At 65.9% G+C, this 19,179-nt stretch carries 13 protein-coding genes; 6 read left to right on the top strand and 7 right to left on the bottom strand.

What is annotated here, in order from left to right; genetic code table 11:
* Nucleotides 1-90 precede the first annotated feature (90 nt).
* Nucleotides 91-2,733, bottom strand: coding sequence for an FUSC family protein (locus P0D87_RS02250; protein WP_053857913.1), 2,643 nt, complete (start codon nt 2,731-2,733; stop codon nt 91-93).
* Between the two features lie 280 nt (nt 2,734-3,013).
* Between P0D87_RS02250 and recC the strand changes: the two genes are divergently transcribed.
* From recC to P0D87_RS02235, 3 genes are read left to right on the top strand one after another with little or no spacing between them, the layout of a single operon-like run.
* Nucleotides 3,014-6,427 carry an exodeoxyribonuclease V subunit gamma gene (recC, locus tag P0D87_RS02245; RefSeq protein ID WP_053859008.1) on the top strand — a complete coding sequence of 1,138 codons (3,414 nt, stop codon included), beginning with the start codon at nt 3,014-3,016 and terminating at the stop codon, nt 6,425-6,427.
* The gene (gene recB / locus P0D87_RS02240) at nt 6,424-10,125 is read left to right on the top strand and encodes an exodeoxyribonuclease V subunit beta (RefSeq protein WP_053857914.1); all 3,702 of its coding nucleotides are present in this window, start codon (nt 6,424-6,426) and stop codon (nt 10,123-10,125) included. Before recC ends, recB begins: the two co-directional genes overlap by 4 nt.
* Complete coding sequence (locus P0D87_RS02235; protein WP_408636715.1) at nt 10,122-12,476, top strand: AAA family ATPase; 2,355 nt, start codon at nt 10,122-10,124, stop codon at nt 12,474-12,476. Before recB ends, P0D87_RS02235 begins: the two co-directional genes overlap by 4 nt.
* 96 nt (nt 12,477-12,572) lie before the next feature.
* Here the strand turns inward: P0D87_RS02235 and P0D87_RS02230 are convergent, their stop codons facing one another.
* A complete protein-coding gene (locus tag P0D87_RS02230) occupies nt 12,573-13,214 on the bottom strand; it encodes a VC0807 family protein (RefSeq protein ID WP_053857916.1) in 642 nt (213 codons plus the stop codon).
* Nucleotides 13,215-13,353: 139 nt separating this feature from the next.
* Here P0D87_RS02230 and arfB point away from each other — a divergent pair, with 139 nt between their 5' ends.
* The gene (arfB, locus tag P0D87_RS02225) at nt 13,354-13,758 is read left to right on the top strand and encodes an alternative ribosome rescue aminoacyl-tRNA hydrolase ArfB (RefSeq protein ID WP_029969227.1); all 405 of its coding nucleotides are present in this window, start codon (nt 13,354-13,356) and stop codon (nt 13,756-13,758) included.
* Here arfB and P0D87_RS02220 read toward each other — a convergent pair.
* Entirely contained in the window at nt 13,755-15,065 is a 1,311-nt protein-coding gene (locus P0D87_RS02220) for an EAL domain-containing protein (RefSeq protein WP_053859009.1), read from the bottom strand. The genes arfB and P0D87_RS02220 overlap by 4 nt on opposite strands.
* 603 nt (nt 15,066-15,668) lie before the next feature.
* Here P0D87_RS02220 and P0D87_RS02215 point away from each other — a divergent pair.
* Nucleotides 15,669-15,959, top strand: a complete 291-nt coding sequence (locus P0D87_RS02215) for a putative quinol monooxygenase (RefSeq protein WP_006052975.1) — start codon at nt 15,669-15,671, stop codon at nt 15,957-15,959.
* A 115-nt stretch (nt 15,960-16,074) separates the two neighbouring features.
* On the opposite strand, the gene P0D87_RS02210 is transcribed toward P0D87_RS02215, so the two are convergent.
* From P0D87_RS02210 to P0D87_RS02200, 3 genes are all read right to left on the bottom strand, one after another.
* Nucleotides 16,075-16,332, bottom strand: a complete 258-nt coding sequence (locus P0D87_RS02210) for a hypothetical protein (RefSeq protein WP_006052974.1) — start codon at nt 16,330-16,332, stop codon at nt 16,075-16,077.
* A gap of 232 nt (nt 16,333-16,564) precedes the next feature.
* A complete protein-coding gene (locus P0D87_RS02205; RefSeq protein ID WP_053857917.1) occupies nt 16,565-16,810 on the bottom strand; it encodes a hypothetical protein in 246 nt (81 codons plus the stop codon).
* Nucleotides 16,811-17,070: 260 nt separating this feature from the next.
* A complete protein-coding gene (locus tag P0D87_RS02200) occupies nt 17,071-17,790 on the bottom strand; it encodes a YdcF family protein (protein ID WP_171799827.1) in 720 nt (239 codons plus the stop codon).
* Nucleotides 17,791-18,057: 267 nt separating this feature from the next.
* Here P0D87_RS02200 and P0D87_RS02195 point away from each other — a divergent pair, with 267 nt between their 5' ends.
* The gene (locus tag P0D87_RS02195) at nt 18,058-18,381 is read left to right on the top strand and encodes a hypothetical protein (protein WP_053857918.1); all 324 of its coding nucleotides are present in this window, start codon (nt 18,058-18,060) and stop codon (nt 18,379-18,381) included.
* Nucleotides 18,382-18,681: 300 nt separating this feature from the next.
* On the opposite strand, the gene P0D87_RS02190 is transcribed toward P0D87_RS02195, so the two are convergent.
* Nucleotides 18,682-18,936 (bottom strand): hypothetical protein, encoded by a 255-nt coding sequence (locus P0D87_RS02190; protein WP_006052970.1) that lies wholly within the window; start codon nt 18,934-18,936, stop codon nt 18,682-18,684.
* Nucleotides 18,937-19,179 lie beyond the last annotated feature (243 nt).

Raw genomic sequence — 19,179 nt, 5'->3', positions numbered from 1 at the left:
TGTCGCGGTCATGGTGTATGACCGCGTTTGAGTTTGAGTCGGACGCGCTTAGGCGTCGCACTTCACTACGCTAGTTCAAGCCCGGTCGCGTCATTCATCGGGCAGGCGGATCACGCTCGCGTCCTTGCGAATCAACGCCGCCGCCGTCAGCATCTGCTTGCATTGATGCGCAAGCAGTTTGATGTCGTGCACCGCATCGGCCGAATAGTCCTGCGATTTCTCCGCTTCGACCACCATCGTGTCCAGTTCGCGCGTGATCTGTTTGATCTGCTCGCCCTGGTCCGCAGGCGGCGCAGTGCCTGCTTCTGCTTCGGTGAGATTGTCGCGCACGAGACTCAACGCGCGTTGCAGCGGCTGCAGCGACACGCCGTCGGCGTGTTGCGCGGAGGTGCGCAAGAGCGGCGCGGCTGCGGTGATTTGCGATGCAAGCACATGGCTGCTCACCAGCAAACCGTTGAGTTCGGGGACGAACTTCTGCGCCGATTTCGGTTCGAGCATCATCCGCTGAAAGGCCTGGCCGAGGTTCGCGAATGCGACGTGCACGTTCTTGCGCGCGAGGCGGTAGCGGTAATCGCGATCGAGTGCAGTGGCGGCGGCTGCGGCAGCGGGTGAGGCGCCGGCGACGGGCTTCGCCGTCGTGTTGGTGGTTGCGGAAGCTGGTGTGCTTGCGGGCGCGCTTGATGTTGTTGGTGCAGTTGCCGATGGGCTTGCTGTTGCGCCTGCTGATGTACCTGCTGCCGAACCTGCCGTTGCGCCTGCCGCTGAGCCTGCCGCTGAACCTGCCGTTGCGCCTAACGCCGCGCTCCCTGCGATGTTCGCTTCGGCGCGTATTCGCACGTCCGCCGCCACATCCGCTTGCGATAGCCCCCGATTGCCAGCCACCAAACCATCACTCGTCAGCGGCCCGCTTGCAGCCGCCAACGCCGGCCTGCCGACATCGATCGCCGGGTCCGCCATTGCCGCGACCGGCGCCCGCGCGCCCGCTTCGGTCACGGTGGCGGCGAGCGGCGCGGCCGGCTTGCCGCTCCACCACCAGCTTGCTTCGAGAAACTGCCGCGTCGCGCTGATCACGTTATTGACGAGCTTGCCCATCAGACGATATTCCCAGTACGGGAACAGATGGCTTGCGGCAATCGCGATCGCGCAGCCGACCACGGTGTCGATCGCGCGTTCGCCGATGATGTGCAGGCTGCCGGGCGCGAGCAGATGAAACATCAGCAGCACATACGATGACGTGAACACCACGCTCGCCGCGTAATTGAACAGCAGCAGGCTGTAGCTCATCACCATCGACGCGAACATTACCACCAGCAGAATGTGCGGCTCCTTCACGAAGATCATCAGCGCGATGCTCGCCGTGCAGCCGATCAACGTGCCGACGATCCGCTGCCCGTTGCGCTGCTTGGTCAGCGAATAACCGGGCTTCAGGATGATGACCGTGGTCATCACGATCCAGTAAGCGTTCGTGAGCGGCAGCAGGCGGCCGAGCCAGAAGCCGACCGCCACCGCGATCGTCACGCGCAACGCGTGACGAAAGCTCGGCGAGGACATCGTCAGGTTCGAGAAGATCTGGCCGAACGGCACACGGCGGCTCGACACGAAGCGGTTCAGCGCCTGATCGAGGCGCAGTTCCGTTTCGGTCGTGGCCGGATCGCTCGAAAGACTCTTGCGCATCTTGTCGATCAGTCGCGTGGCGCTCCACACGCGGCGGAATGTGGACGACACCGCCGAATACGCCTCGGGATTCTTCGCCGGCAACTCCTGCTTGCGCATCAGTTCGATTTCGAACTCGATGGCGCGCAGTTCCGCCTTCACATTCACGCGTGCGCGCGGCGCATGATTCTGCAGGACGGCGAGCCCGATTTCCTCGAGATCCTCAGCGGCTTTGCGGATCAGATCGCGATAGAACACCAGCAGGTCGGTGCCGCCGAAGGTATTGCGCACGAGCGGGTAATCGGTATGCGTGCCGACGAACAACTCATGCAAATCGACCGTGTTGATAAACAGATTGAACAGCATCGCGCGACGCGGCTCGAGCTTGCCGCTCTTTAACTTCGGCAGATTGCGCAGCACGATGTCACGCGCCGCGTCCTGCCGCTCGACCGCGGCGATCTGCTTGGCGACCAGGTTGCGATAACACTCGTCCAGATCGTTATCGAGGTCGTAAAACGCGGCGCGCGCGAGCAGATAATCGGCGCAGGCGAACACGCTTTCGGCGAGCGCCTGCTGCTCGATCCGATGCATCATCCAGCGGCTCACGGCAGTCGACCAGTACGTGAACCAGAGCCCGCCCACGAGTATCCACGACGCATTCACGAGCGCCTGCATCGGCGTGAAGTGCTCCTCGAGCGTCATGATCATCATGAAGAGCGTGGCGAAGCTGATCTGCGGCCAGCGGTTGCCATACACGACAATCAACGACAGCACGAACGTGAGCGGCACGACGGTGCACCACAGCGCCACCGGATTGACCGTGGCAAGGCCGGTGGCGAGCGCGGACAGAAAACCGATCACCGAGCACGCCAGCATTTCGTTGTGCTTGTACTTGAGCGGACCCGGCATGTCGACGACACATGCGCCGAGCGCGCCCGTCGCAATCGTGAAGCCCAGCTCGCGATTGTGAAACACGATCAGGCACAGCACCGCTGGTAACGACACGCCGACCGCGATGCGCAGTCCGCCATAAAAATACTGGCTGTAAAGGAATTTTTTTATCTCGACCGAATAGCGCATCGACAGCCTGGTTTCATTCTCTGACAAAAAGCGGTTGAGGACACAACTTCGGACACAACTTCGGATACAACTTCGGATACAACTTCGGATACAACTTCGGGCGCAACTTGGACAGCCCAAAACTGCCGACGAGTCTAACTGATTTTGCGTCTGATCTGACCTCCCCAATTCGGGCGGGTTCTGCGCCGCGAGCGGCTTTGTTATGCTGTCGCTTCAATGTCTGCCGAGCTTCGCGCGTTCGTCGCGAATGCGGCAAAGCCCCATCGCGTTGTCAGGACCCATGCTCCAGCTCTTCTACTCGAACCGCTATGAAACGCTCGTCGGCGCGCTGCTCGACGATCTCGCGCAAGCGCCGTCCGATCCCTGGACCGCGCAGCCCGTGATCGTGCCGAGCGCTGCTGTGCGGCGGCGGCTCGAACTGGACATCGCGGCGCGCCAGGGCGTCTGCGCGAACGTCAGCTTCGGCTATCTCGCGCAATGGCTGTGGGCGCAAATCGGCGGCGTGATCGCGGTGCCGCGGCATTCGCCGTTCGCGCCGGACCGGCTTGTGTGGCGTTGTTATCGTTTGCTCGGCGATTCGAACGAAGCCCTGCCGTGGAATGCGTCGCCGCGTCTTCGCACGTATCTCGATGCGGCCGATCCGTCCATGCGCTATGAACTCGCACGCCGTGTGGCGACCGTGCTCGATCACTATCTGACCTATCGCCCGGAGTGGCTGTTGCAATGGCAGAAGGGCGGTTCGATTTTCGCGAGCGGTGGGGCCGATGACACAGGCCCGCGCCTCGTCGGCGCAAGCGAGGCAGCGCGCGAAGATGAGCGATGGCAGGCGGCGCTGTGGCGCGCGGTGCTGACCGAACTCGCCGGGGAAGCCGGGGACGCGGGGGGGGCCGGGGGTGCCGGGGGTGCAAAAACGCCCGCAGCCGCGCTGCCGCCCGCCTATCGTTTCCTCGACGAAATCGGCACGCTGGATCTCGACGCGATTGCCAACGCCAGGTGGCCCGAAGCGGTGAGCGTGTTCGCGCTGCCCACCATGCCGCCATTGCACGTCGCGTTGCTGCGCGCGCTATCGCGTTGGGTCGACGTGCGTCTGTATGTGATGAACCCATGCCGCGAATTCTGGTTCGACGTGGTGAGCGAAGGCCGCGTTCAGGCGCTCGACGCGGCAGGGCAGTTGGACTATCAGGAAGTGGGTCATCCGCTGCTGGCCGAATGGGGTCGTCAGACGCAGGCGCAGTTGCACATGCTGCACGAACTCACCGAAAGCGCGGCTTCGGGCGAGACAGGCGAGTTCACGGAGAATCCCGAACCGAGCTGGCTCGCCGCCGTGCAAAACAGCATTCTCGATCTGCGTTCCGAGACGCAGACGGACGAGTTGCCATACGAAAACGGCATCGAAGTTCATGTGTGCCATAGCCTCTCGCGGCAGCTCGAAGTGCTGCACGATCGTCTGCTTGGCTGGTTCGACGAGTTCGACGACCTGGAGCCGTCTGACGTGCTCGTCGCCGTGTCCGATCTGACCGCCGCCGGTCCGCTGATCGACGCCGTGTTCGGCACCACGCCGGCTGGCGACACGCGCCGCATTCCGTATCGGATCACCGGCTTGCCGCCTTCGCAGGCCAACCCCGTCGCGCGTCTCTTGCTCGACTGGCTCGCGTTGCCCGAGCGCAGCGTCGGCGCGCCGGACCTGATCGAATGGTTGCGGGTCGACGCGGTTGCGGTGCGTTACGGCATCGACGCGGGTTCGCTCGAAGCCGCGCAGGAATGGCTCGCGGCGGCCGGCGCGCGGCGCGGGCTATCGCCTGCCGAGCCGAGCGGCGAACACGTGCCGGTCGCGCGTCACACGTTTGCCGATGCGTTGACGCGCCTGTACCTCGGCTATGCGATGCCCGACGGCGGCGAGCCGGTGGATGCGTGGCTGCCCGTCGAGGGCGCGGGCGGCTCGGACGCCGAACTGCTCGGCCGTCTGTCGCGTTTCGTCGACGACGTGGACAGCTTCGCGACCCGCTGCGCGAGCGAGCAGACGCCGGTCGAATGGACGCAGTTGCTGCTCGAAACGCTTGCTCAATGTTTTGACGGCGGCGTCCAGTTCGCCGAGTCGCTCTCCGCGGTGCGCGACGCGATCGACAAGATGAGCGACGCGATGCAGGCCGGCGCGCAGGAGGTCACGCTGCCCGCCGCGGTCGTGCGCGGCGCGCTCACGGAAGCACTCGACGACCCGGCGCGTGGCGGCGTGCCTTGGGGCAGCGTGACGTTTTCATCGCTGACGAGCTTGCGTGGCTTGCCCTACCGCGTGGTGTGTCTGCTCGGCATGGACGACGGCGTGCTGCCGAGTCTCGCGCGTGCCGACGAGTTCGATCTGATGGCCGCGTTCGGCAAAGCCGGCGACCGCCAGCGCCGCGACGACGAGCGCAATCTGTTTCTCGATCTGCTGCTCGCCGCGCGCAGCCGTCTCTTTATCGCGTACACGGGACGTAGCATTCGCGACAACGCACCGTTGCCGCCGGCCGCGCTCGTCGACGAACTGCTCGACTATCTCGCGCAAGTGTCGGCGGGCGAGGGCGCGAGTCCCGCGGAGGTTGACGAGGCGCGCCGCGCGTTCATTGTCGATCATCCGTTGCAGGCGTTCGCGTCGGAGTACTTCGCCGCGCAGCCCGAGCTTTTCACCTACGACGCCGATCGCGCGGAACTCGCGACCTTGCTGGCCGCGCCGCAGCAGAAAACCGCCGCGCCGTTCTTCGACCAGCCCTTGCCACCCGAAGACGCCGCGCCTGTCGCGTTCGACGATTTCGTGCGTTTCTGGCGTCATCCGGCGCGAGCAGTGCTGCGCGATCGCCTCGGCATCGTGTTGTCCGACGCGCAGGCCGAACTGCTCGACACCGAGCCGTTCGAACTCGACTACGCCGGTCGCGACGCGTTGGCCGGGCGTCTGTTGCCGGTACTGCTCGACACGGACGACGAAGACGGCGATCTCATGTTCGACCGCGTGCGGCGTGTCGCCGAGGCGAGTCCCGAATTGCCAGGAGGCGCGACCGGCGCGGTGTGGCGCGCGCGCGAACTGGGCGCGCTGCGCCAGTTGGCCGACAGCGTGCGCCGCGAAGTGGCGTCGGGCATCGAGCGCTTGCCGTTCGTGCTCGACATCGCGCCGCGCTGGCCGGACGCTGCGGACATCGCCGGCGACCTGTTCGGCTCGCATGACGAAGCGCTTCGCGAAGCCGCCGAAGCGCCGCTGCAATTGCACGGCACGTTGAACCTGCTGACCGATACGGGACAAGTGATTTTTCGCTACGCCAAACCCACCGCGCGCGACTATCTGTCGGCATGGCTCGCGCATCTGGCTTATTGCGCGGCCCGGCCGGACGGTCCGCGCCGCACCGTCTGGCACGGCAGCGGCGAGAGCTTCGAGCTTGCGCCGGTCGCCGCGCCGCTCGATCAACTCGCGCCGCTCGCCGCGCTGTTCAGGGCAGGGCGCAGATTGCCGCTGCGCTTTTTCCCGAAGAGCGCGTGGGCCAAAGTCAGCGAAAGCGATTCCGCGGCGCAGGGCGTGTGGATCAACGACCGCGTGCGCGGCGAGTCCGACGACCCGGCCTTGCGCATCGCGCTGCGAGGTACGCCGCTCACGCTCGACGAACCGTTCGGCAGTCTCGCGTCGATCGTGTTCAAGCCGTTGATGCAGCATCTGCGGAGCACGTCATGAGCGCGCTGCATCGTCATACGCTGGCGGCTGAGGAGCTTGACGTCTTCGCGTGCTCGCTCGACGGCGTCAATCAGATCGAAGCCTCGGCGGGCACCGGCAAGACGTGGAACATCTGCGCGCTGTATGTGCGCTTGCTGCTCGAGAAGAACCTGAACGCCGATCAGATTCTCGTCGTAACCTTCACGAAGGCCGCGACCGCCGAACTGCACGAGCGCATTCGCGGCCGGCTCGCGGAACTGCATCGCGCGATCGAACTTGACGACGACGGCGGCGATCCGTTTATCCGCCGGCTCTTCGAAACGACGCTTGCGCCGGAGCGCGGCATCGACCGCGAGACCGCGCTGAAGGTCGTGCGCCGCGCGCTGCGCACATTCGATCAGGCGGCCATCCACACGATTCACGCGTTCTGCCAGCGCGCGCTTCAGGAGGCGCCGTTTGCTGCCGCCATGCCGTTCGCCTTCGAGATGGAAGCCGACGACGCCGCACTCCGCTTCGAAATGGCCGCCGATTTCTGGCGCGAGCAGGTCGAGCCCGTCGCGCATGCGCATCCCTCATTCGCCGCATGGCTGGTGGCGAGACGCGCCGGGCCCGCATCGCTCGACGAACAACTCGCGCGGCGCCTGAAGAAGCCGTTGGCGCAATTGCGCTGGGGAAGCATGAGCGCCGACGCGAGCGCCGATCCGCAAGCCGGTTTCGACGCCGCCTGCGAGTTGTGGCATGCCGAGCGCGATGCGATCGTCAGCCTGCTCGCCGAGGCACAGGACCGCTTGAGCAAGACCACACACAAGCCCGATCACGTGAGCGCCGCGATTGCCGCATGGACCGAGTACTTCGCGCAAGGCGATTGCCATGCGCCGCCGCCGCGGGCCGCGCTGAAACTGACAGCCTCGGCGTTGAAGAAGGCCACGAAGGTCAAGTTCGATCCGCCGCAACACGCGTTCTTCGAGCACGCGGAAGCCTTGGCTGCGGCCGTCGTCGCGGCGGAAGCGGCGCAACGCGCGCGCTGGCTCGCGCTGGTGCAAACCTGGCTCGACCATGCGCCTGCCGAACTGGTCGCGCGCAAGCGCACGCGCCGCGTCGTTTCGTTCGACGATCTGTTGTCGAATTTGTACCGTGCGCTGGCCGCGCATCCGTGGCTAGCCGATGCGTTGCGCGCCCGTTATCCCGCCGCTTTGATCGATGAGTTTCAGGACACCGATCCGCTGCAGTTCGCGATCTTCAGCCGCATTTTCGCGCCGGCCGGGCCGCTCTTTCTGGTCGGCGATCCGAAGCAGGCCATCTACAGTTTTCGCGCGGCCGATCTGCATACGTATCTGGCGGCGCGCGCGTCGGCTTCGGCGCGTTATACGCTGGCCGTCAATCAGCGCTCCACGGCGCCGATCGTCGACGCTTGCAATCGCGTGTTCGAGGCGAACCCACAGGCCTTCGTGCTGGAAGGGCTCGACTATCAGCCGGTGCGCGCGGGAGAACGGCGCAGGCCGCCGTTCTCCGATCTCGATGCGAGCGGCGGCGACTTTTGCATCTGGACCTTGCCACCGGGCGAGCACGCGTTGATCAAGCGCGAGGCTCAGCGCGAAGCGAGCGAAGCGTGCGCGGCCGAAATCGTCCGGCTGTTGCGCGGCGCGCGCGAGGGCACCGTGACGATCGGCGACGCGCCGCTTGCGCCGGGCAATATCGCGGTGCTCGTGCAGACGCACAAGCAGGGCAGCCTCATCAAACGCGTGCTGGCGGCGTGGGGCGTCGGCAGTGTGGAACTGGCGCAGGCGTCGGTGTTCGCGACGCTCGACGCCGAGCAGATCGAGCGCGTGCTGGCCGCCGTCGATACGCCCGGCGACTTGCGCCGTCTGCGCGCCGCGCTCGCGACCGACTGGCTCGGGCTCGATGCTGCGGCGCTGTGGCGTTTGGAGCAGGTCGCCGACGCGCCCGCTGTCGCCGACGATCCCGCGCACGCCGCCGACGCGATGGGCTGGGTCGAGCGGTTTTCGCGCTATCGCATGCTCTGGCACGAGCGCGGCTTTGCCGTCATGTGGCGCACGCTGATGCGCGAACTGCGGATCGCACAACGGCTCGTCGCCGCGCCGGACGGCGAGCGACGTCTCACCAACGTCAACCATCTTGCCGAACTCGTGCAGGCGCGCGCGGCCACGCAGCCGGGCATCGCGCCGACCTTGCGCTGGCTTGCCGCGCAGCGGACGCAGGGCGGCGGCGAGGAAGCGCAGTTGCGGCTCGAGTCCGACCGCAATCTCGTGCAGATCGTCACCGTGCACAAGTCGAAAGGACTCGAATACGCGGTGGTGTTCTGCCCGTTTCTGAATGACGGCGGATTGCGCGAACCGCCGTCGTCGGGTTTGCCGGATGCACGCGAATATCACGATCCGGGCGGCGACGCGGTACTGCATTACGGCTGCGACGACGAAGAGGCGGAACGCGCGGCCCGTCACGCGGCGCGCGAGCAGGCGGCCGAGCGGGCGCGGCTCGTCTACGTCGCGCTGACGCGTGCGGTGTATCGCTGTTATCTCGTGGCGGGCACCTACCTGTCGTCGCGTTCCACGAAAGAGTCGCGGCGCAGCGTGTTGAACTGGCTGGTGGCCGGCAGCGGCTACGAATTCGACGACTGGCTCGCCGATCCGCCGGACGAAGCGGCGTTGTCCGCGCGCTGGCAAGCGCTGGCGGGCGGCCCGATTGCGTTGCAGCCGCTGCCGAAGGTGGAGCGCCGCAGGCCGCTCGAGAGCATGCAGGAAAGCGGCGCGCACAAACGCGCACGGAGCCATCGCCGGTCTTTACGCGATCAGTGGCGCATGGCGAGCTTTAGCGGTCTGATCGCCGCGGGCGACAAGGCCGAAGAGGCGCAAGCGCCGCTGGAGGAAGTGCGCCCCGATCACGACGAGATAGCCGATGTGCTGGCGGCAGCGCCGACGTTGTTGGCACCCGCGCCCGCGCTGCAAGTATCCTCGCTTGCCGCCGACGATATTCTCGCGTTTCCGCGCGGCGCCGCGGCCGGCGAGTGTCTGCACCGGATGTTCGAACTCGCGGATTTCAGCGATCCGCGTACGTGGCCCGACGCGATTCGCGGTGCGTTGCGCGAGCGTCCTGCGCCGGCGTCGCCGGACCTCGCGCCGCGTTTGCCGGCGATGATGCATAAGCTGCTGGAGGACGTGGTGAGCACGGAACTCGTGCCCGGCATGACGCTCGCGCAACTCGATCCACGGCGGCGTCTCAACGAGCTCGAATTTCTGTTCGCCGCGCCTTCGCTCGATTTCGCCGCGCTGCGCGCGTTGCTGATCGAGCACGGCTATCCCGACGTCGCGTTGGAGCCGGGCGCGCTGCGCGGTTTCGTCAAAGGATTCATCGACATGATCGTCGAACACGACGGGCGTTTCTGGATCGTCGACTGGAAGTCGAACCATCTGGGCGAGACCGCCGAAGACTACTCGGCCGTGCCGCTCGAAGCCGCGATGGCGAGCCATGCTTACCACCTCCAGGCGCTGCTTTATACGGTCGCGCTGCATCGCTATCTGAAGACGCGGTTGCGCGATTATTCGTACGACGCGCATATCGGCGGCTATCTGTATCTGTTCGTGCGCGGCGTGCGTCCGCATTGGCGCGACGCGGAAGGGCCGGCCGGCGTGCATGCCAGACGGCCGTCGTTCGAACTGGTCGCGTTGCTCGACGCGGCGATGATCGGAGGCGGCGTATGAGCACGTTCGATCGGGACGCATCGGTGCCGTTGGCGTCGGTGCCGTCGTTGCAACTCGAAGACATCGGCGTCAATCTGCCTGCGCCGGCTGATTTCAGCATTGCGCTCGCGGAGGGTTTCGCACGCCGCATTGGCGCATTGGCGCGACGCGGCGGCGCATCCGGCGACGCGGTCAAGTGGGCGGCGCGCGCTGCTTTCGCCGCGAGTCGCGCGACCGCGGAAGGGCACGTGTGTGTGCCGCTTGCGTCGCTCGCGCAGCGCTTCGAGGCGTCCGCTGCCGAAGTACGCGCGGCGTTGTTCGCGAGCGGTATGGCGAGCGGTATGGCGAGCGACGGCGCGAGCGGCGCGGCGGCGCTGCGGCCGCTTGTTATCGACGGACAAGGGCGGCTGTACCTCGCGCGCTACTACGATTACGAACGGCGTCTCGCACGGGCGCTGGTCGCGCATGCGGGCGCGGCTCACCGTTTTTCCGATGCCGCGGCGCCGTGGCTCGCCGGGCGTTCCGGGACAGCGGGCGGTGCGCGTAGCGACGAGGCGGTCGGTGCAAGAAAGGTGGCGGGCGGCGATGCCGACGCCACCTCGAACGCGGCCACCGACGCCACCACTGGCGCCACCACCAACGCCACCACCAACGCCACCACCAACGCCACCTCCAACGCCTCCACCAACGCCGACGACACCCAAACGCTCAACGAGCGTCTCCTACGCTACTTCGGCCCGCCGAAGGACGACCAGGTCGATTGGCAGCGCGTGGCTGCCGTGATGGCGCTGTCGGGACGGCTCACGATTGTCAGCGGCGGCCCGGGCACGGGCAAGACGACGACGGTGGTCGGCGTGCTCGCGTGTCTGCTCGATACGCGCGCCGATTTGCGGATCGCGCTTGCCGCGCCTACCGGCAAGGCGGCGCAGCGCATGCAGGAAGCCCTCCTCGCGCGCGCCGGCGATCTGCCGCCCGAGCTGGCCGCGCGTTTGCCGCAGACGTCGTATACGTTGCATCGGCTGCTCGGCTCGGGGCCGGGCGGGCGCTTCCGGCATCATCGGGATAATCCATTGCCGTATGACGTCGTCGTGATCGACGAGGCGTCGATGATCGACGTCGCGATGGCCGCGCATCTGCTCGACGCGATTGCACCGCATACGCGGCTCGTGATGCTCGGCGACAAGGATCAGCTCGCGGCGGTCGAGGCCGGCGCCGTGTTCGCGGAATTGAGCGCCCAGCCAGCTTTTACCGCGCAAGGGGTGAAGCGGATTGCCGGCGCTTTGGGCGTGGAGGAGGCGCGGCTGGTGCAGTCGCTGCCGCGAGTCGGGCGGGACATCGACGCGGACGCCGGGCGTTTCACGAAAGGCTCGCACTTGCCCGACAGCGATGGCGATGACGTCCCCGATCTTTTCCGCGGCCCCGAAGACGACGTTTTCTCAGAGCCCGTTGCGGCCCGTTCCGCTGCCCAACCAGTCACTGCGGACCTCTTTGACGCCGACGTCTCCAGCAACAACTTGCGCCCCGCGCCGGCCGCTCAGCAGCCGCCAAGCCCGCTCGCGGATTGCGTCGTGTGGCTCGAGCGCAATTATCGGTTCGGGCTCGAATCGCCGATCGGCCGCCTGTCGTTGGCGATTCGCAATGGCGCGGCGAGCGCAGCGCTCGACGTGCTGCTCGCCGACGCGACGCAAGCTGCGGCCGTGCTTCACGAAGACGCGCAGGCGACGCTGACCGAGCGCACCGTCGAGCGCCTCGCCGCCGGCTTCGCGCCTTATGCGCGAGCGCTGGCCGCAGCGCTCGCCGAGGCGACGCCGAACCCGTTGCCGCTATTCGACGCGCTCAATCGCTTCCGTGTTTTGTGCGCGACGCGCTCCGGCGCGCGCGGCGTCGATCAGGTGAACGCGCTGATGGCGGCGCAGGTGCGGCGCGTGGCCGGCGTCACGCTCGCAGTCGGTGCGCAGTGGTTTGCCGGGCGGCCGGTGATGGTCACGCGCAACGACTACGCGCTGGGGCTTTTCAATGGCGACATCGGCATTGCGCTGCCGGGCGCGGGCGGTGCGCTGCGGGTCTATTTTCGCACCGGCGATGGCGGTCTGCGAGCCGTGTCGCCCGCCGCGCTGCCGCCGCACGACACCGCGTTCGCGCTGACGGTGCACAAGTCGCAAGGCTCGGAGTTCGAGCATGCGGTTCTGATGCTGCCGTCCGCATTCAGCAGGGTGCTGTCGCGCGAACTGGTTTATACGGCGATCACGCGCGCTCGTGAACGGGTCGAGGTGATCGGGGCGCGCGCGGTGCTGGCGCAGGCGATCGCGACGCCGACGCAGCGCGACTCGGGGCTTGCCGCGAGAATTGCGGAGGCGTCGCGGGGGCGTTAGCGGTAGGAGGTGCATCGGTGTGAAAAGCGAGGGATGCACTGTGCTCGGTGCTTCGCGCCGCACACAGCAATCGCCTCGCACAACCGCCGCGTCGCCTCAACTGGCACTTGGCGCCGCTTCGACCGGTTCCTCCGCGCGCCTGCGCATCGTCCGGCGATAGTGCAGCGTCCACAGAGCCAACGCTCCGTAGATGCCGTAGCCGATGAACGGCGACATCGCGAGAAACCGCTCGATCGGCCAGGTCATTGCCAGCCATGCTCGCAGCACCATTTCGGCGGTGAGCCCGACGCCCCATACAACGGTCATCAGCCGCATACTGCTGACCACCGCGGGACGCTCGCGCCATAGCGCTTCGAAGCGTTGCGCACCGCCTTCCATCTCGCGGGCAACGGTCGCGCGCGCAAGGTAGAAAATCAGCGGCCGGCGCATGGCGAGCGACAGCAGGAAGGCCACGCCGACAGCGCCGGACACGAGCGACTCGCGCAACAGCAACATGCGAGGGCTGCCGCCGAGCGCCATCGCGCCGACCGAGAGCACGATGCCGGCAACGACCATCACGCTGAGTGCGTCGACGCGGCGAAACCGCGCCAGTTCGACGAGACTCCATATCACGGGCGGCGCGGCGGACCCGAGCAGCGCGCGCGTTTCGCCAAGATGCGGCAGGGCCAGCCGATAGGCGAGCCAGGGCAACACGAAATTGACGGCCAGTTCGGCCACGAAACCGGGACGAAGCTTCATGCAAAGATCCGTCGAAGGAGAAAGGGAAAGAGACAGCGCCCAGTATCGACGATTGCGCGGCGCCGGATCAACTCGTACGCCGGTTTTCACCCGCCCCCGACGCGCGCCGCATCGCGCGGCTGTGTACACTTTGAGCGCCATGACATCCCGCTATCCCATTCCATTGAACGAAGTCGAGTTGACCGCGGTTCGTGCGCAGGGCGCCGGCGGTCAGAACGTCAACAAGGTATCGAGCGCCATTCAGTTGCGTTTCGACGTGCGCGCTTCGTCGCTGCCCGAGGTGCTGAAGATGCGCCTGCTTGCGTTGCCCGATCGCCGCATCACGCGTGACGGCGTCGTGGTCATCAAGGCTCAGGAGCATCGGACGCAGGATCTGAACCGCGCGGCGGCGCTCGCGCGGCTCGACGAACTGGTGGAAAGCGTCAGCGTGACGCGCAAGCCGCGCGTCGCAACGCGGCCGACGCGCGCATCGAATACGCGGCGTCTCGAGAGCAAAACGCGGCGCGGCGAGATCAAGGCCGGCCGTGGCCGGATCGACGATTAGCGAGGCCGTCCGCCGGCGCGCGGTCCTGCAACGGAGCCGGCAGGCCCGGCAGACCCAGCAGGCACGAAGTCGACGCACAGCACGTGCGTCTTGCCGTCACGCTCGAACGCGAGCGCGGCGGTGTAGCAGTCGTCGCCGTCGGCGAGCGAGTAGTGCGGACCCATCATCGCGACGCGTCCGCGGGCGGCGAGCGCGTGCTTCAGATAGGCGCGCCGCGACCAGTTGCTGCGCGCGCTACTCGTGAGCGGCGCGAGCCGCAGTTCGGGCAGCGGCACCGACGCGGCCGTGACGGATGCCTGGGTCTGCTGACCGTGCTCGTCGGTGATGAACACGCGGCGCGCCTCGCTCAGATGCCACACTTTCTGCGCCGCCTGATCCAGATCGCCGGTGTTCCGGTATGCGTCGGCGGCGGCCGTGACGGCTTCCGCGAAACCTTCGAAACCGAGCTGCTTGTGGCGCGCGTGCGCGCGCTCGTAGTCCGCGAACTTGCCCCACATCGACTCGATCTGTGCCGGCACGCTCGCGACGGCGGCCTCGATCGAACCGTTCGGCTGGCCAAGCCAGAAGCCTTGCACGAAGTCGACGTCGGCCTGCATCAGGATCATCAGCTCCTCGTCCGTTTCGACGCCCTCGGCAAGCACCAGCGTGCCGGACTGATGCAGCATCGCGATTAGATGACTGATCATCGAGTCGTCGCCCTCGCGCTTGCCCGCGCGCGCGACGAGCGACCGGTCGAGCTTGACGATGTCCGGGCGGAAGCGCCAGACGCGATCGAAGTTCGAGAAACCGGTGCCGAAGTCGTCGATTGCAATCAGAAAGTCGCGCGGCTGCGAGGCGGCGAGCATGCTGGCGACGGCGGATTCGTCATCGGCGGGCTGCTCGAGCACCTCGATCACGATGCGCTCCTGCGGCAAGCCGAAATGCGCGGACAGTTCGTCGATGAACGTCCGCTGCGGCCAGCCGGTTTCGAACACCTGCGGCCGCGTGTTCAGAAAGAGCCAGCCGCTCGCGACGCGTTGCTCCATGAAATTCGCGACGTGCAGGCAACGCGCGATGCGGTCGAGCTCGCGCGCGTCGGCCGCCGAGCGCGTGCCCGAGAACAGCACTTCCGGCGACACCGGCAAACCGACCGGATCGAATGCACGCAGCAGGGCCTCGTAGCCGACCACGCATTGATGCGTGACCGAAAGCACCGGCTGAAACACGCTGTGCAGCGTGAGCGCGCGCCACGTCGCCGTCCAGCCGGACTCGTCGCGGACCAGATGCGGAAGCAGGCCGCTCAGACTCAGTTCGCTGACGGACGGCATAACGGCGGGCATAACGGCGGGCATGAGAGCGGACATGGTGGCATCGCGGCAATCGGGTGGCGGGGCACGCGCGCGAGTTCGGCGCGCGGCGGATGCGCAACGGAATACTCAACCGGAGCACCCGCACGGCGGACCGGATCGAACCCTGGAACGCGGAGAGCGGTGCCAGCCATGCGGGACTCCGGCGGAGTGGTCAAATTGAGTCTAGCAGCTTGCATTTCGCATGAATGTGCGGGCTGTCACAGAGGCGCGAACCGCGCGTGCAACGCATGACATTGCGTTGCCGCGGGCAAACGGCGCGGCGCGCGCGGTGTCACGGTGGATTCGCCGGCGTTCGCTGCGATGCGCGCTTGCATCGCTTCGCCCCGCGCGCCGGCTGTGGCGGGCCGCGGGCCGTCGTGAGGTATCTGCAAGCTTGCATGAGCCGAGGGTATCAGGGCGGCCCGTGAATGCCCGCCAAACTCCAGGCGGCGACGGTGCTCAGACGTTAGCTTCGCGCGCTCGATGGCTTCTACGCCGAACGGCGCGGCGGCGGTGCGCGGCCGCCTGCAACATCGGCGGGTGGCGGGTATGCTGCTGCTTTCGCAAAAACGGAGAGTCAAGATGTCGGAGATCGCGGTGGTCGCCATTTCGGTAGCGAAACCCGGTTACGAAGAGCGCTTGCGCGAAGCGCTCGAAGGAATCGTCGGGCCGACGCGCAAAGAGCAGGGCGCGCTTCAGTACGATTTGCACCGCGACATGCAGGAGCCGCGCCGGTTCGTCTTTTTCGAGCGCTGGACAAGTCAGGAAGCGCTCGCCGCACACGCAAAGTCGGCGCACATCACGGCCTACAAGCAGGCGGTGGCCGATTGGGTCGAACACGCGGAGATTCGCGTGGTGTCGAAAATTCTGTAAGTCTTCCGGGCGCTCTGCGGAGCGCCTGGCAGTTCGACGCGCTGATCGTGCGGCTTTCGTGCGATCAGCGGTGTGGGCTAGCGCGGCGCGCGCCGCGCACCGCTTAACCTGCGCATCAATGCGTGGCTTGCGGCACGTCGAGGATCAGAATGATCGTCCAGTCGGCCTCGCCATCGTGATGATACTGGCGCTCGGCGACGATGAACGGTTGCTGCTTGCCGTCCGGGCCGAGAAACAGCACGTCGCCTTCCATCGGCAGGCATTCGACGGGAGGCAGCGCAAGGAACGCTTCCTGACCGCCGCGCGGCATCAGTTTTTCGATTTTGCGGGATGCTGCTTCAGTCCATTCGATATCTAGCTGGATGTTGCTCATGCTGTCCTCCGCACCAGGGTGCGCACGGGTTAGGGTTCCGGCAGGCGCCGGTCGGTGCGCGACTTTAGCATACCGGGCATCGTGCGCCGGCCGGTCCATTGGACAATAAAAAAGCCGGAACCGGCGCTGCCGGCTTCGGCTTTTCCACTGCGCCGGCGAGGCCGCGGGGCGTTGCTGCGGGTCAGCAAAATGGCCCGCGATGCCCGCTCTCACCAAAGGCCGCGCACTGCGCTCAGGAGCTCGAGGCGTCGGCCTTCGCGCCCTTCTTGTGATGATGCTGCGAGCCCTTGTGATGCTTCATCGGCGCGGCGGGCGCGGTTTCCATCGTTTGCTGGCGGTTTTGCAAATCTTGCGCGCGCTGCTCGACGTCGGCGGCCCGCGCCGGATCGGTACTCATCGTGACGCCGCCTTGCTGCGCATAGGCCGCGCCGGATACGGCACCGAGAGAAATCAGAATCGCGAGGGACACTTTCTTCATTGCTACCTCCGCAGAGTGGTTGTGGACCCGAGTACTTGTCTATCCATTCGGAGAGACAGTGCATTCTAGCCAGCAATCTCCGCTCCAGCGGACGGTTTGTAACCGCGCGCGCCATTGGTTACATCTTGTTACTGGCTTCTTGATGCGCGTTGCTTAGGTGCGGCGTCCGTGTGTCGCGCGAGCGAGGCCACTCTGTCAGATTGATTGGCATCGCTAAGCAAAGCCGCTGCCGCGTATGTGGGACACATGTCAGACACATGTCAGAACAGGCCAATCGCGCTATACACGTGATATTGCGCGATGCCGATCAGCTCATGCAACGCGATCTCAGCGTTCGCCAGATTCGAGTAGCGCGGCAGCACGCCCAGGCGCGCGCGGCGCGCGCTCGAGATCAACGGCTGCGGCTCGAGCCCGAAATGTCTGAAGTCGAGCATGGCGCGCGGCATGTGATACGCGGACGTGACCAGTATCAAGGAATCGTAACGTGACTGGCCCACAATGGCCGACACGTTGCGGGCGTTCTCGTATGTCGTGAGGCTCTGGTTTTCAAGCACGATGTCCGAGCGCGGCACCTGTTCGCGCAGCAGATAAGGTAGATAGGTGTCGGCTTCCGTTGCAGGATGCCGCTGCGGATTGCCGCCGCTGACAATCACGCTGCAGACCGTCGCGCTGCGTTTGCATGCGGCGTAGTTTTTCGCGCTGACCGCGATGCGCGCGAGCACTTCGCGCGGCGGCACGAGCACCTTGTCGCGGTTGTACACCGTACCGCCGCCGAGCAGGACGATGGCGGTGCGCGGCGCGAATCTGGCGGGCGTGCTGGTTTGCGCTTGCGGCTGCGCAAGGCTCAAGAGCGGAGCCGTCAGCCAGCCGGCAGAAAGCAGCCAGAAAATGGCGATTGTGCAAAAGAGGAGAGGCCGTCGAGCGCGCTTCCATATAACAATTGCTGCAAAAAAAAGCGCCAATAAAGTGAATAGAATCAATTTAGATGGGGTAACGTATGTCTTTCGGGATTAAATCTTCGGGCCTGCTATCGCGCCGCAGCGGTTGCATCGTCGGTTCGTAGGTAGAACGCTAACATGCCGTTCTGACGGGGGTCCTGAAACATTAGACCAGGCAGCACCTGGCGGAATTCGGCCGTAGTGCTTACGGCCAGCTTCCAGCCATGGGCGGGTGCCAGGCGCGTCGCTGGTGGCGCGGCGACGTGTTGGCATAAATGTGTCATGGCTGCACTTTAAGAAAGAAGTGAGATGACCACGTATTCCAACGAAGCAGTACTCGAAGCGCTGCGGCGAGCGCAATATCGTCAAGTGCCGTGGGCCAGGCGCCCGGGCGTTTTCCAATATCTTCGCGCGCTCGGCCTGATGGACACCGTTCGGCAACGTACCGTCGCGCCGGCGCCTGGCTTTCATGCTCCTGTCGACATCGCCGTCCTCACGGATCGCGGCCGCGCCGAATTTGCGCGGCTCTCACACGACGAAACCCGCCTGACCTGGACCGTGCAGCGCATGAACGACTACGTCCTGGCTGCCGCCGAGACGCACGCCGTCGCACCGCTCGAAGCGCGCACCTAGCTGCGCCGCATTTAGCCAATCCCGCTGGTCGAGCGACGCACAAGCGCGAATCACGTGACGCGTGTGCGCGTTCGGCCCGTCGTTGTCCTTCTCGTTTCTTCCCTTTCTCGCCGGCGAAAAAAAGCCCGTATCGCAAGGATACGGGCGTACCGGAATTACTACTGCCACGCTGTGCTAATGGCGTTAAGTCAGACCGATACGGATAGCCGTGGTTCCCCGAGATTCGCTTGTCTTTCGGCGACTCGCGCCGATCTTCGCGCGAGCTGCGGTTCGCACTGCGCAGCTACCGAAGCCGGCATGTTAGCGGCGCCGCGGCGCGTCGCCATGCGGCGCTTCAGGCCGCGTGCGCACATTGCTCGCAATATCGCCGCGCAAGTCGCCCCGCGGCGCCGGTGGCGTGAAGTTGCGGCCACGCTCGGCGCTGCGCTGCCAGGCCTCTACGGAAGCCGTGCGGTCGGGCCGCCAGTTCCAGCCTTGCGGGCGCTGTTGGGCAAGCGCCGATGCGGCCATTGATGAAAGCACAATGCCGCACAGAAGCAGTGACATTGGTTTCATGCTGAGCTCCCGTCCAAGCCCCCTGGTTACCAGGCCTGTTTGCATACGTATAAGGTATGCGGATGGACGAAAGCACGCTGTAAGTAATAGTAAATGGATGTTTCACCCGCAACTCAGTGGTTGCGGGGAGTGTTCGATTCGAGACACGTAATGCGGCGGCACACGCGAGGAGGAGCGCGCCCAGCGGCGCGGTGGCTTGCCGATGCACTGCCGCCTCCCCGGCGACCGTCTGGAGACGCGGGC

The sequence above is a fragment of the Paraburkholderia sp. RL17-368-BIF-A genome, from assembly GCF_046054045.1.
Lineage (GTDB): Bacteria > Pseudomonadota > Gammaproteobacteria > Burkholderiales > Burkholderiaceae > Paraburkholderia > Paraburkholderia graminis.
This window is presented reverse-complemented; position numbering and strand designations above follow the sequence as displayed.

What these genes read in the sequence shown, in the direction of transcription:
- P0D87_RS02250 (WP_053857913.1), bottom strand. Translation starts at nt 2,733, where the DNA reads ATGCGCTATTCGGTCGAGATAAAAAAATTCCTTTACAGCCAGTATTTT.
- recC (WP_053859008.1), top strand. Translation starts at nt 3,014, where the DNA reads ATGCTCCAGCTCTTCTACTCGAACCGCTATGAAACGCTCGTCGGCGCG.
- recB (WP_053857914.1), top strand. Translation starts at nt 6,424, where the DNA reads ATGAGCGCGCTGCATCGTCATACGCTGGCGGCTGAGGAGCTTGACGTC.
- P0D87_RS02235 (WP_408636715.1), top strand. Translation starts at nt 10,122, where the DNA reads ATGAGCACGTTCGATCGGGACGCATCGGTGCCGTTGGCGTCGGTGCCG.
- P0D87_RS02230 (WP_053857916.1), bottom strand. Translation starts at nt 13,214, where the DNA reads ATGAAGCTTCGTCCCGGTTTCGTGGCCGAACTGGCCGTCAATTTCGTG.
- arfB (WP_029969227.1), top strand. Translation starts at nt 13,354, where the DNA reads ATGACATCCCGCTATCCCATTCCATTGAACGAAGTCGAGTTGACCGCG.
- P0D87_RS02220 (WP_053859009.1), bottom strand. Translation starts at nt 15,065, where the DNA reads ATGCCGTCCGTCAGCGAACTGAGTCTGAGCGGCCTGCTTCCGCATCTG.
- P0D87_RS02215 (WP_006052975.1), top strand. Translation starts at nt 15,669, where the DNA reads ATGTCGGAGATCGCGGTGGTCGCCATTTCGGTAGCGAAACCCGGTTAC.
- P0D87_RS02210 (WP_006052974.1), bottom strand. Translation starts at nt 16,332, where the DNA reads ATGAGCAACATCCAGCTAGATATCGAATGGACTGAAGCAGCATCCCGC.
- P0D87_RS02205 (WP_053857917.1), bottom strand. Translation starts at nt 16,810, where the DNA reads ATGAAGAAAGTGTCCCTCGCGATTCTGATTTCTCTCGGTGCCGTATCC.
- P0D87_RS02195 (WP_053857918.1), top strand. Translation starts at nt 18,058, where the DNA reads ATGACCACGTATTCCAACGAAGCAGTACTCGAAGCGCTGCGGCGAGCG.
- P0D87_RS02190 (WP_006052970.1), bottom strand. Translation starts at nt 18,936, where the DNA reads ATGAAACCAATGTCACTGCTTCTGTGCGGCATTGTGCTTTCATCAATG.